The organism is Alteribacter lacisalsi, assembly GCF_003226345.1.
In the GTDB taxonomy this organism is placed as follows: Bacteria; Bacillota; Bacilli; order Bacillales; family Salisediminibacteriaceae; genus Alteribacter; species Alteribacter lacisalsi.
Map to the genome: position 1 here is coordinate 16342 of NZ_PDOF01000002.1, position 12812 is coordinate 29153.

At 55.0% G+C, this 12812-nt stretch carries 10 protein-coding genes; 9 read left to right on the forward strand and 1 reads right to left on the reverse strand.

The annotated features are described in order from the left end of the window. The first annotated feature begins 200 nt into the window (after positions 1–200). The 8 genes from thiL (at position 201) to CR205_RS11435 (ending at position 8529) form a co-directional block, all read left to right on the forward strand. Complete coding sequence (gene thiL, locus CR205_RS11395) at positions 201–1166, forward strand: thiamine-phosphate kinase (RefSeq protein WP_110519900.1); 966 nt, start codon at positions 201–203, stop codon at positions 1164–1166. Positions 1167–1187: 21 nt separating this feature from the next. Continuing rightward, the gene (tsaE, locus tag CR205_RS11400) at positions 1188–1664 is read left to right on the forward strand and encodes a tRNA (adenosine(37)-N6)-threonylcarbamoyltransferase complex ATPase subunit type 1 TsaE (protein ID WP_201745375.1); all 477 of its coding nucleotides are present in this window, start codon (positions 1188–1190) and stop codon (positions 1662–1664) included. After that, positions 1645–2352, forward strand: coding sequence for a tRNA (adenosine(37)-N6)-threonylcarbamoyltransferase complex dimerization subunit type 1 TsaB (gene tsaB, locus CR205_RS11405; RefSeq protein ID WP_110519904.1), 708 nt, complete (start codon positions 1645–1647; stop codon positions 2350–2352). Before tsaE ends, tsaB begins: the two co-directional genes overlap by 20 nt. A 5-nt stretch (positions 2353–2357) precedes the next feature. Continuing rightward, a complete protein-coding gene (gene rimI, locus CR205_RS11410) occupies positions 2358–2810 on the forward strand; it encodes a ribosomal protein S18-alanine N-acetyltransferase (RefSeq protein ID WP_110520925.1) in 453 nt (150 codons plus the stop codon). Then, a complete protein-coding gene (gene tsaD / locus CR205_RS11415; RefSeq protein ID WP_110519906.1) occupies positions 2807–3817 on the forward strand; it encodes a tRNA (adenosine(37)-N6)-threonylcarbamoyltransferase complex transferase subunit TsaD in 1011 nt (336 codons plus the stop codon). Before rimI ends, tsaD begins: the two co-directional genes overlap by 4 nt. A 154-nt stretch (positions 3818–3971) precedes the next feature. Beyond that, positions 3972–4280 carry a hypothetical protein gene (locus CR205_RS11420; RefSeq protein ID WP_110519908.1) on the forward strand — a complete coding sequence of 103 codons (309 nt, stop codon included), beginning with the start codon at positions 3972–3974 and terminating at the stop codon, positions 4278–4280. Between the two features lie 476 nt (positions 4281–4756). Continuing rightward, complete coding sequence (locus CR205_RS11430) at positions 4757–6940, forward strand: hypothetical protein (RefSeq protein ID WP_110519912.1); 2184 nt, start codon at positions 4757–4759, stop codon at positions 6938–6940. A 107-nt stretch (positions 6941–7047) separates the two neighbouring features. Then, complete coding sequence (locus tag CR205_RS11435) at positions 7048–8529, forward strand: flavin monoamine oxidase family protein (protein WP_110519914.1); 1482 nt, start codon at positions 7048–7050, stop codon at positions 8527–8529. Between the two features lie 170 nt (positions 8530–8699). Here CR205_RS11435 and CR205_RS11440 read toward each other — a convergent pair whose 3' ends face one another. After that, a complete protein-coding gene (locus tag CR205_RS11440; RefSeq protein ID WP_110519916.1) occupies positions 8700–10640 on the reverse strand; it encodes an ABC-F family ATP-binding cassette domain-containing protein in 1941 nt (646 codons plus the stop codon). 256 nt (positions 10641–10896) lie between these two features. Between CR205_RS11440 and CR205_RS11445 the strand changes: the two genes are divergently transcribed. Further along, positions 10897–12684 (forward strand): transglutaminase domain-containing protein, encoded by a 1788-nt coding sequence (locus CR205_RS11445; protein ID WP_161524758.1) that lies wholly within the window; start codon positions 10897–10899, stop codon positions 12682–12684. Positions 12685–12812: the final 128 nt, after the last annotated feature.

The window sequence follows — 12812 nt, forward strand, 5'->3', positions numbered from 1 at the left end:
TTTTTGTGAGGTGCGAAGGCGGGCGGAGTGAAAAGCCGCAGTCTCATCACAACAAGCCATAATGGTGCGGAAAGTGAAGAGACTTTTCTCATCCCTGCGACCCCGTCGTTTTTTCCAGCGCTGTTTGCTATAATAAGTACAGTTTACAAACCGTGAAAATGTGGGATTCTGGTAGTAACAGAAACGAGGTGCAGAACGGGATGAAAGACGAATTTGCCTTTATCCGCTCAATCCAGCCGGACAGGCACCATCAGCCGACGGTGGTGGCCGGAATCGGGGACGATGCGGCGCTTTACGACGGCGAGGACGGCTGGCACGAGATCGCCACAGTTGATACGCTGGCAGAGGACATTCATTTTTCCAGAAAGACGATGACGCCTTACCAGACCGGGCACCGGGCACTGGCTGTTAACATCAGTGATATCGCAGCCATGGGCGGACGCCCCGTTTTTTACCTCGTGTCCGTGAGTGTGCCGAAAGCGGGCACGTGGCGCGAAGAGGAGCTGCAGGAAATGTACCGTGGAATGAGCGATCTTGCCGCAAAATACGAAATGGACCTGATCGGCGGGGATACGAACGCCACGTATGATAAGCTCGTCGTTTCGGTCACCGTGATCGGCCGGGTGGAAAAAGGCGTGAAGCTTCTACGGACGAATGCCCGTCCGGGGGACACCGTCTTTGTGACCGGACCGGTCGGCTCGTCTGCTGCTGGTCTGCAGCTGCTTCTGGACGAAGGCCTTGAGGCGGAAAAAGAAAACAAGCGGGCCCAAGCTCATCAGACGCCTATGCCCCAGGTGCAGGCAGGACGGATCATTGCCGGATCCGGTCTCAGGACAGCCCTGAATGATATCAGCGACGGCCTTGCGAGCGAGGCCCATGAAATCGCCAATGCGAGCGGTGTTGCCATGGAACTGGAATGGGCGCTCATTCCCCATGAACTGGACGGGGAAGAGCGGCAGAAGGAATGGGCACTGTTTGGTGGTGAGGACTTTCAGCTGATCGGCTGTGCCGGGGAAAATGACACAGAAAAGCTCAGACAGCTGTTTGAAGCAGAAGGACTGAAGCTCTATCCGATCGGAACGGTCACAGAAGGAACAGGCGTCTGGCTAACCGACGGAAAAGAACGGACACGGCTTGATAAAGGCGGCTACAACCATTTTACATAGCTGGATTGAAGGTGAATGAATGTGAGTGAGTTTAAAATATATACACAAAGTCCCGAGGAGACACTCGCCCTGGCAGAAAAACTGGCCGGTTACGTAAAGGCGGGGGATGTGATTACCCTCGACGGGGACCTTGGTGCAGGTAAGACAAGCTTTACAAAAGGCCTTGCGAAGGGGCTCGGGGTAAAACGAAACGTAAACAGCCCCACCTTTACGATCATGAAGGAGTACGAGGGCCGTGATTTTCCTTTGTACCACATGGATGCGTACCGCCTTGAAGAAGGCGGCGATGAGATGGGGCTGGAAGAATATTTTGAAGGTGACGGGGTGTCGGTTGTGGAGTGGCCGGAGATGATCGAGGATGAGCTTCCGCCGTATCGCCTGGCGATACACATCCGCCATATCGGCGATACAGAGCGGGAGATCCGGTTCGAGCCGGCCGGGGAAAGGTACCGCACCATTTGTGAGGAGCTAATTGAAAATGAACGTACTGGCAATTGATACATCCACTTACGTGATGACCGTCGCTGTGTTTCGTGACGGCCGACCGGCAGGGGAACTGACTACACATTTGAAAAAGAACCACTCGCTCCGTCTCATGCCCGGAATCCGGGCGGTGATGGCGGAAGCGGACATGGTGCCGGACGAGCTTGACCGGATCGCGGTAGCGGAAGGACCCGGCTCCTATACGGGTGTCCGCATCGGCGTCACGACCGCCAAAACGATGGCCTGGTCTTTGGGCATTCCGGTTGTAGGGGTCTCGAGCCTTGAGGCGCTTGCTGCAAACGGCCGCCATTTCAACGGCCTTGTGTGCCCGTTCTTTGACGCACGGCGCGGTCAGGTGTTTACCGGGCTGTACCGCTTCACTGATGGCACAGTCGAGCAGGTGGAAGCAGACCGGCTCGTGCTCTTTGACGAATGGCTGGATACAGTGGAAAAACACGATGTGCCTGTACTTTTCCTGAGTCCGGATCTGGATAAGCACAGGGCATTGCTTAATTCACGTCCATCCCTTCGTGCGAACACAGGAAACCCGATCGATCATGTGACGCGGGCGTCGAGTATTGCGTCAGCCGGGATGAACCTGGCAGCGGACGCCCCGGTCCATCTGATCAGCCCGAATTATCTTCGTCTGGCGGAGGCTGAGGCGAAGTGGCGGGCGGCGCAGCAAGAGAAGGACGGCAGGTGAGGCCGGTGGGAGAGGAGATTTCGATCCGGCTGATGGACATAGGGGACATTGACGGCGTGATGGCGGTGGAAGAGGACTGTTTCCCGGTGCCGTGGAGCCGGGGGGCGTTTGTGAACGAGCTGCAGGCGAATCAGTTTGCGTACTACCTGGTGGCTGAGGCCGGCGAGCGGATTATCGGCTACTGCGGGGTGTGGGTGATCATTGATGAGGCGCACATTACGAATATTGCGGTGCATTCGGATTTCCGGCGCAAGGGAATTGGCGAGGCGCTGCTCACCGCCGGACTGGAGCTTGCCCGGACGTTCGGGGCGAAGAAGCTGACGCTTGAGGTGCGGGTGAGCAACAAAGCGGCGCAGCGGATGTACGAGAAGCACGGCTTTGAGCGCGGGGGCGTGCGGAAGAGGTATTATACGGATAATCAGGAAGACGCGCAGATTATGTGGGTGATGATGGAATGATGAAAACGTTAATTTTAGGAATAGAAACGAGCTGTGACGAGACGTCAGCGGCAGTGGTCCGCGGCGGGACGGAGATTTTGAGTAACGTGGTGTCGTCACAGATTGAGAGTCATAAGCGGTTCGGCGGTGTGGTGCCGGAGATTGCGTCGCGCCACCATGTGGAGCAGGTGACCTACATTCTTGAGCAGGCGCTCGAGGAGGCGGAGGTCACGCTTGACGATGTGGATGCGATTGCTGTGACAGAAGGGCCTGGTTTGGTGGGGGCGCTCCTTGTCGGTGTAAATGCGGCGAAAGCACTGGCGTTTGCGAAGAACAAACCGCTGATCGGAGTGCATCACATTGCGGGGCACATTTATGCGAACCGGCTCGTGGAAGAGCTCGAGTTTCCGCTGCTTTCGCTCGTCGTATCCGGCGGGCACACGGAGCTGGTGCTTATGAACGAGCACGGGCGGTATGAAGTGATCGGGGAGACCCGTGACGATGCGGTCGGGGAAGCGTACGACAAAGTCGCCCGGACGCTTGGACTGCCGTACCCGGGCGGTCCGCAGATTGATAAGCTGGCGGCTGAAGGGGAGGCGTCAATTGATCTCCCGCGGGCATGGCTGGAGGCGGATTCGTACGACTTCAGCTTCAGCGGGCTAAAATCGGCAGTGATCAATACGCTTCATAACGCCAAGCAGCGCGGTGAGGAGCCGGCGCCTGCAGATGTGGCGGCGAGTTTTCAGGCGAGCGTGGTGGAAGTGCTCGTAGGGAAGACGATGCGCGCGGTCCGGGAGCGTGGCGTTGAGAGGCTTGTTATGGCCGGTGGCGTGGCGGCGAACCGGGGACTACGGGAAGCTCTGACGGGGGCGTGCGAGGAAGCGGGCGTGAAGCTGACGATTCCGCCTCTGGCGCTCTGCACGGACAATGCGGCGATGATTGCGGCGGCCGGTGCGGTTATGTACGAGCGCGGAGAGTTTGCCGGCGACCGGCTGAACGGCGAGCCGGGGCTGGAGCTTGAACGGTAACTATCATAGAGGGCCTCCGGGCAGACGAAGCGTCTGAATCTCGGGGGCTTTTTGTATGCGGAAATGACAGAGGAGGGGCCTGCAGGTGTGTTAAAATAAGAGAAACACGCATCCGGAACAGAAAGTGATGAAAAAGCAGATATGGAGGGATAACATGGGAATTGTGGAGGCGCTCTGGCCTCTCGTGGTCATGGGGGCGGTCGTTGTATTTGTTATTTTGAGGCTTAAGCAAAAACAGGAACAGGGCACCATGGGAAAGATGAAGTCAAAAGAGGCCCAGGCCTGGCTTGACAGTTCGATTCCCCTGGGGATGATTGCCGGAAGTCTCCTGGGGCTGGTCGCAGGCGTGATGCTGCCGTTTTCTTTGTTAACAGCATGGGTTGTGGGAACTGCGGCAGGATATCTTGGAGGATATTTTGTATATGAGTACTTCAGCCGGAAGAAATCATCTGAGCAATTTTAGATGGCGGAAGACAGACGCTGTCTGCGAGCGGTAAATAAACCTCACGCCTTGCGCTGGGACACTATAAACTGAAAAAGCTTTACGGCGCTCCGAGTGTGGAAAACTCAGAGCGTTTTCTTGTGCCTGAGCGTTGCTGATATTGGCGGTGCAAATAAAAATAATGTTGAAAAACCGCAAAAAAACAGATGTTCCCCTTGACTTTTCCGGAGTTATCAACACTATTCACACCCGGTTGTGGACAAAACGAATCTATGTTCGTGTGAATAACAAAGGTGTGTATAACCTGTGGATAGTGTGGAAAAACAGGAGAAAAGCCGTTGCAGCGCCTCTGTTTCTGTTCACAACTTTTCTGTGGATAAAATGGGGATAATGTGCATAACCTATGTAATTAGCGGAATAAACGCTGTTCATCTGTGGACAACGCTGTGGATAGTGTGGATATTTCAGAAAATACAATGTTTTCAGGAGAGAATGCTGTGAAAAAGCTGCTCGTTTTAGCGCTTATTTTGTCTTTTAGCCTGTGGATGCAGCCTTCATCCACAGATGCCGTCATGCCAAACGAAGATGGCAGCTGCCTTACTGTGATCCTTGTACCAGGCCTGTCGTTTGAGGATATGCGGATGCTGACGGAAAACAGGAGTGGCGCCATGCTGTGGAAAACAGGGTTTTTTGGTGCGGTGAATGTAAAGGGGGAAGGGGCCTATTCGTATTTGAACAATGCCGTTTCCATCGGAGCAGGCGGGAAAAGCGCCGGCATTGCGGGATGGAATGGCTATAAGCCGGGCGAGCGGATCGATGGGGAGCAGGTAGAGCATCTTTTTGAGCAGTGGACGGGGGAAAGGAATCCTCAATCCATTTATCACCTCTATGCACACCAGCTTGTGGACAAAAATGCGAACAGTCTGCGTCCGAGCTCGGTCGGGGCGTTCGGTCGCGCGCTGGCTGAGGAAGGCGTAGGGAGGCATGTTTACGGACACAGTGATACGCGCACCGACCTGCAGCGGTATGGATCGCTTCTTGCAATGGATGAACGAGGACTTGTGGATACATACAGCGACCGTTCTGTCGTCAGGGACCGGTCCCGCCCGCACGGGATGAAAATGGATGCTGAAATTCTACTGGCGGAAATACGTGAAAAAGATGGGCCTGCACTTCACGTAATCGAGTGGGGAGATATCCACAGGCTCTATAAAGACGCACCGAATACAGAACCGGCACAATTTCAAAAGCAGTATCATACGGCTTTAGAAGAGCTTGAGAATCTGATCCGTATGCTTAACACGGAAATAAACCATCAGGTATGGCTTCTCAGTCCTGCAGTCAATCAGCAGGCCCTCGATAAAAAATCAGAGCTTGCACCAGTGTGGATCTGGGAGCAGGATCGCCGCAGCAGCGGCATTTTCCATGCCCCGACGACGCGGCGTGATCAGCTCGCGGCGGTCGCGGACCTGGTGCCCACATGGCTTAATTATTTCGGTATTTCTCCGCATGGCCATTGGAGCGGCAAGCCTTTGGAGATGATAAGTGCCCGGCAAGGAAATCTGCCGGCTGTGGACCAAGCTGCCTTTTTCCACAGACTTGAGGCTGTTGAGGCCGTTTACGCAGGACGGGGGGCGGTCCTGTCAGGGTATGTGACGGTGCTGATTGCCCTTCTTATTGGGGTGAGTCTGGTGCTGTGGCTGCGGCCGGGCTCTTTAAGGTGGCGTCGGACGGGAAGGCTCGTACTGACTGGCGCTGTGAGTTCACCTCTGTGGTTTCTCGTAACCGGACCGCTCGTACCGAAGTTATCCACACTCGGCTACGTGGCGATGATGGCGGCTCTCGGTGTGTTGAGCGCCCTTGCTGCTGACCGGCTGCCCCGGCACGGGGTGAGTGTCGTGTGCGGCCTGTTTTTTGCAGTGGCTACGGTGGACATGCTTTTGGGAGCACCGCTCATTCAGCAGTCGTTTCTCGGCTATGACCCGGTGATCGGAGCCAGATTTTACGGAATTGGCAACGAGTTTGCCGGTGTGTACATTGTAAGTGGATGGCTCATGACAGCACCGCTGTTCCGGACGGGCAGAAGCAGAAGGGGATTCAACACGTGGATCATCTTTGCCGTGCTTGGGGCGATGCTTCTGTTCCTGGCTTCTTCCGGACTCGGTGCGAATGCCGGTGCTTCTCTGGCTGCAGGGCTGATGATCGGCTTTATTATCTGGCGGCTGTTCGGTGCGCGCGTGAACCTGTGGCGGCTTGCGCTTGGTGCGCCTTTCGTTCTCGCCGTGCTGCTAGGACTTCTTTACGTACTGCAGCTCGGCCAGCCGGCCAGTCACATTCATTCAGCGTTTTCGCTCCTTTTTAGCGGTGATGTGGAAGCAGTCGGACGCATCGTCCTCCGGAAGCTCGAGATGAACTGGAAAATCTTTAAGATCAGCCACTGGACGGAGCTGTTTGTCACCACCTATCTCCTGACAGGAGCTTACGTATGGCGGAAAAAAAGGAAGGTGCTCGGTCCGGAAAAAGGACTGGCGGTGCAGGGGTGTATCGTCGCGTCCGTAGCCCTTCTTGTGCTTAATGATTCAGGGATCGTGGCCGCTGCGACCAGTATGTTCGTCACCCTTTGTGCGAGCTATGCATGGCTTTTGGAGGACGAAAATCCACAAAAATCATTCCAAAATTAGCCAGAACGAACTAACATTATCTGGATAATTCCTGCTACAATGAACGGTAATACAGTGCCGGATGGCGTTTTGCGCTGCACCGGCCGGAGCGGGAGTTGATTGCGGATATGCCCTTGGAAGCTTTGGCGGATGTGCATGGGGAAACAGATGAGCAAAAAAAGCAGGTGCTTGAACAGGGTCTCGGACAAGCCGGGAAGGCCTTAAACGTGCTGGTTCTGGGTGCCGGCATGGCCGGGCTGACGGCTGCCTACCTGCTCAGACAGGCAGGCCACCAGGTCACCGTGCTCGAAGCAAACACCAGAGTCGGCGGGCGCGTTCACACAGTGTCAGAGCCGTTTGATGGGGACGGCTATTATGAAGCTGGTGCGATGCGGATCCCTGCTAAGCACCAGCTCGCCCGTACACTTGTGGATAAGTTTAATCTTGAAACCGAGCCGTTTATCACCAGAACGCCGGATGATCTCTATTTTATCAACGGCAAGCTGGCCAGAAGCTATCAGTATGAAGAGAACCCTGATATTTTTGACATACCGGTTAACGAGCGTGAGCGTGGCATGCATGCCCGGGATCTGCTTCTTCACACGGCCGGATCGTTCGGACGGGCTTACGTGGAGGCCTCGCCCCGTGAGCGGGAACGACTGATCGCGGCTTATGACCGGTACTCAAAAGAGATGTTTGCAAAGCTCAATCCGGGTGGTGTTCCCCTGAGTACAAATGCGTCCCATAAAATGAAGACGGTCCTCGGGATCGGCGGTTTTTCCCATTACTCGTTTGTGGATATCCTGCTCAACATCATTGGGCCAATTTTTGATAACGAGGGGGAATATTTCCAGGTGCGCGGCGGTAACGTGAAACTACCTGAAGCTTTTCTTCCCATACTCCGTGACCGTATTTTTCTCGGTGAGACGGTGCAGCAGATTAGTGAGACAGAGGAAGGGACACGCGTCACTGTGAAGAACAGGCAAGGACGCGAGAGTACCGTGGAAGGTGATGTGACCATCTGCACGCTGCCCTTTTCTGTGATGCGCTTTATTGATACCGGCGCGGAGCAGCCGTGGAGCTTTGAAAAACGACAGGCAATTCAGAATCTGCAGTATATCGACTCCACCAAAGTTGCTCTTGAATTCAGCCGTAAGTTCTGGGAGGATCACGCTATGTTCGGGGGCCATCTTACAACGGACCTGCCACCGCAGCATTTTATTTATCCGAGCCACGGAATCGGACAGCCGGGTCCAGGGGTGATGAAAGCGGTGTATTCCTGGGGAGCGAACGCTGGATTATGGGATGCGCTGTCTGAGGAGCAGCGGATAGAGCAGGCGCTGAAACACGTGGCAAAAGTACACGGAGACGATATGAAGGGACTGCTAACTGGCGGAGCATCCTTCAGCTGGGGCAACAATCCGTATTCGATAGGCTGCTTTTCAATGTATAAGCCCGGCCAGGCGTCCACGCTTCCCGAAGCGATCCGGCGGCCGGAGGGGCGCGTTCACTTTGCAGGCGAGCATACATCAGCGAAGCATGCGTGGATCGAAGGCGCGGTCGAGTCCGGTGTGCGGGTGGCGATGGAGGTGCACGCACGGGGAGAGTGAGAGATGGCAGGGCCTTTTGAATACAGGTGATGGATATCTTACTAATTTCCGTAATTATCAAACTGAAATTTATTTTTATCTAACAAAAACAGCCGGATATCTGACTGGAAATTCTGGCTCATCATGAAAAAGGTCCGGCACACGTGCGCCGGACCTTTTTTTCTATTCGCTTACTCCTGAAGACTTTCCCATTCCTCCATCAGCTCTTCGATTTCGTTCCTGAGCTGTTCGAGACGGGTATTAAGTTCAAGGGATTTTTCATGATCCTGATAGATTTTCGGATCTGCCATCTGCTCCTCAATCCCGGCGATTTCCTCTTCGTGGGATTCGATCGCCGCTTCAGCCGACTCAATTTTCCGCTGACGCTGACGCTCCTGTTTTTTAAGTTCCTTGTCCCGCTCGTAATCGTGTTTGGCGGAAGTTTCTGAGGTGTCGGAACTGGTGCGGGCGTTCTGCACGCTCGCCTCCTCTGCCTTCAGTGCCGCCCACTCAAGCTGTTCAGCTTTTTTGGCGGCATAATAGTCGTAGTCACCGAGGTAGCTGGTGATCCCTTCCGGTGCCAGTTCCACCACACGGGTCGCCATCCGGTTCACAAAATACCGGTCGTGGGAAACGAACAGAAGCGTGCCCGGGTAGTCAATCAGGGCGTTTTCAAGCACTTCCTTGCTGTCGAGATCCAGGTGGTTGGTCGGCTCGTCCAGAATCAGGAAGTTGGCTTTCTGCATCATCAGTTTGGCGAGGGTGAGCCGGGCTTTTTCCCCGCCGCTCAGATCGCGCACGGTTTTAAGCACGTCCTCACCGCTGAAAAGAAAGTTCCCCAGTACGGTGCGGATATCTTTTTCCGGTGTGGACGGGTACTCGTTCCACAGCTCCTGAAGAACCGTGTTGCCGCTCGAGAGCTGGGTCTGCTCCTGGTCGTAGTAGCCGGCGCTCACGTTGCTGCCGTACCTGAGGGAGCCTTCAAGCGGCTCGAGTGCGCGGTTAATGGTTTTGAGAAGTGTCGACTTACCGACCCCGTTCGGTCCGAGCAGCGCCACGCTCTCCCCCCGGTCGAGCTTCAGATTCAGCCCGCTTGTGAGTGCCTCGCCGTCATAGCCGACCGCAAGATTATCAGTCATGAGCACGTCGTTTCCGCTCTGCCGCTCAATATGAAAACGGAACTGGGCGGACTGATCGTCATCTTTCGGACGATCCATCAGCGTCATGCGCTCCATCTGTTTCCGCCGGCTCTGGGCCCGCTTGCTTGTGGAGGCCCGGGCCAGGTTCTTCTGCACGAACTCCTCCATCCGCTTGTATTCTTCCTGCTGTTTTTCGTACATTTTCATCTCAAGCTCGAGGCGCTTCGCTTTTTCCTCGAGGTACTTGCTGTAGTTTCCCGTGTATTTGGCTGTCTGCTGAAACGACAGCTCATATACGTGGTCCACGATCCGGTCGAGAAAATAGCGGTCGTGGGAAACGATTAAAATGGCGCCATCATAGCCGCTCAGGTAGTTTTCAAGCCACGTCATCGTCTCGATGTCCAGGTGGTTGGTCGGTTCGTCCAGAATTAGAAGTTCAGGCTTTGTCAAAAGCAGCTTACCGAGGGCGAGGCGGGTTTTCTGGCCGCCGCTTAAGGAACTGATTGGAGTCCCGTAGTCGAAGTCGGAAAACTGCAGGCCGGAGAGGATCCCCCTGATGTCCGCTTCGTACTGATAGCCGCCTTGGTCTTTAAAGTCCTGCTGGAGCTGATCATAATCCTTGAGCAGTTTTTCGTAGCGGGCAGGCTGGCCGGTCACGGCCGGGTCGCTCATCTCCGCTTCCATTTCCCGAAGACGACGCTCCATTTTCTGCAGGTGGGAAAAAACAGAAAGCATCTCGTCCCAGATTGAGCGCTCCGATTCGAGACCGCTTGACTGGGCCAGATAGCCGACATTCACGTCTTTAGGGATAATCAGGTCGCCGCTGTCGTAGGAGAGCTCTCCTGCGATTACTTTCAGAAGTGTTGATTTGCCGGCGCCGTTACGGCCGACAAGGGCCACCCGCTGACCGCTCTGCACTTCCAGTTTTACATTTTGTAAAATCGGCTCTGCGCCGAATGATTTTGATAGCTGCACGCACTGTAAAAGTATCATTGAAGTCATCCTCACTGTGTCACTCTTCTTCTATCAAGTGTACCGCATCGGGGGAAACCCAACAACAGGGAGGGCCCCGCCGCTTCTGCTCAAAAAAGCAGTGTTCAGGTATATATTACCTCTATCTCCTACTAAAGTTGGTGGGCATGAAGGCGGAAACCCCTTAAAATAACGTACTATAAGCATTTTTCACAAGGTTAAAGAGAGAAAAACAGTGACTGGAGAGGGCCTGGGAATGCGTAAGGAAGCGCTGCTTGTGAAAAGACAACAAGAGGATACGGGAGTGGGAGAGATGACAAAACTTCATAAACTGCTGGCGGCAGGCGTGGCTGTGTTTGTCCTGGCCGGCTGCGGCGAAGCAGACGACGAAGCGTCCGGCAATGAAGCCGCAGGAACCGAGCCTGCAGAGGAAACAGACGAGGACACTGGTGCAGAGGAAGCGGACGGAGACAAGTCGATTGAAGCGCTCAGTGAAGCCGAAGGTCTCGAGCTGGAGGCTCTCGAAGTGGACGAAGGGTTTGCGGAGGAAATCGGTTTGACGGTCACTTCACCGGAGTACGGCCGTTTTGCTACCGGGGAAACGGTGCTGTTTGAAGGCAGCATCGATCATTCAGAAGATCTGAACGGCGATAAGCTCTGGGTACGGATCAATTATACGGAGCCAGGTGAAAAGCCGTTCGCCACGGAATTTACCTACTACGTGCCGATTGAGGAGGACGGCACGTTCAGCAAGGAAATGACGCTTCATTCGGGAAAAGGGCAGTACCGGATCGGCGTGCGTGCTCCGAGCAATAAAGCCGGGGAGGACAACCAGTTTTACGATGTGGTAACGTTCTTTGCCCATAATGTGGATGAAGAACTGTCCCGGGAGGTCGAGTATACGACCCGGGGGCTGGAAGAGGAATTAGTGGTCACTGAGCCCGGCGGCTATCTGGAAGCAGAGGGGACGTTTACCCTCGCCGGGGAGGTGCCGCATGCAGAGGATGATCATTTCGTGCTCGTGGAAGTGCGGGAGTTCGGCAACGCCTTTAACAGCACCGACGTGGTGATCCCGGTGGACAGCGGCACATTTGAGCGTGAGCTGCCTCTGTATTTCGGAGAAGCCCTTCATTATGTGGAAGTAAAAGTATACGATCCGGAAGAGGACCTGTACTACGACTCGGCGAACCTGTTTGTGAAAAACGGATCGGACGAGCAGTTTGTCCAGATGGACGAGTACCGGACCGGACTCCAGCGGGGCGTCACCCTCACGCATCCGTCACCGGCACAGCCGCTTGAATACAGTGACGGGGAAGCGTACCGGATTGCTGGGGAAATTGACCCTGATGCCCCGTACGCCGATGAAATTGAGCTGGTGTATGTGACTACGAAAATGGGGATGGACGAAGCCACCTACATCGTTCCGGTTGAGGATTACGAGTTTGATGACGACATCTGGCTCCGCTTCGGTGAAGGAGAGTACGAGATTACGATCAGCGTACCGGAAGAAGGGCACGACCGGAGCTGGTCTATGACGTACCATCATGCCATGCAGCTGACCCAGGAAGTGACAGGCATCGAGGATAAACGGAGTCTTCTGCCGTCCCGGGGCATCCAGTCGGATCACCCGGACATCATCGCTCTTGCAGAAGAAGTCACAGAAGGCCTGACCGACGAGCGGGAAATTGCGAAGGCGGTTTATGACTGGCTTACTCAAAACATTGCCTACGACGTAGCAAAACTCCGCGATGACACGTTTGAATACGACGACAGCGCCCTGAAGACACTGGAAACATTAGAGGGCGTCTGCCAGGATTATGCGTTTTTAGGAGTGGCCATGTTCCGCGCCCTCGGTATGGAAGCGAACTACGTGAGCGGCTATACGAATGTGCGCCACGCCTGGCTTGACGTGATGGTGGACGGCGAGTGGCTCGAGATGGACCCGACGTGGGGTGCCGGCTATGTGGACGGAGATGAGTTTACGTTCGCCTACAACGAAGACTATTTCGATCCGGATGAAGCGATGCTCGCTGAAACGCACCGTCGGCTTGATGTGATGTACTAGTCATAATTGGTTATAAGAGGCTTCGCTTCACGCCGTCCGTTCGCTTTCCGCGGCGATGCCGGCAAGCCTCCTCGGCTTTGCCTGCGGGGTCTCGCCTGGCCTCCAGTGCCGCAGGAGTCTCACTGCCA

What these genes read in the sequence shown, in the direction of transcription:
- thiL (WP_110519900.1), top strand. Translation starts at nt 201, where the DNA reads ATGAAAGACGAATTTGCCTTTATCCGCTCAATCCAGCCGGACAGGCAC.
- tsaB (WP_110519904.1), top strand. Translation starts at nt 1,645, where the DNA reads ATGAACGTACTGGCAATTGATACATCCACTTACGTGATGACCGTCGCT.
- tsaD (WP_110519906.1), top strand. Translation starts at nt 2,807, where the DNA reads ATGATGAAAACGTTAATTTTAGGAATAGAAACGAGCTGTGACGAGACG.
- CR205_RS11420 (WP_110519908.1), top strand. Translation starts at nt 3,972, where the DNA reads ATGGGAATTGTGGAGGCGCTCTGGCCTCTCGTGGTCATGGGGGCGGTC.
- CR205_RS11435 (WP_110519914.1), top strand. Translation starts at nt 7,048, where the DNA reads ATGCCCTTGGAAGCTTTGGCGGATGTGCATGGGGAAACAGATGAGCAA.
- CR205_RS11440 (WP_110519916.1), bottom strand. Translation starts at nt 10,640, where the DNA reads ATGATACTTTTACAGTGCGTGCAGCTATCAAAATCATTCGGCGCAGAG.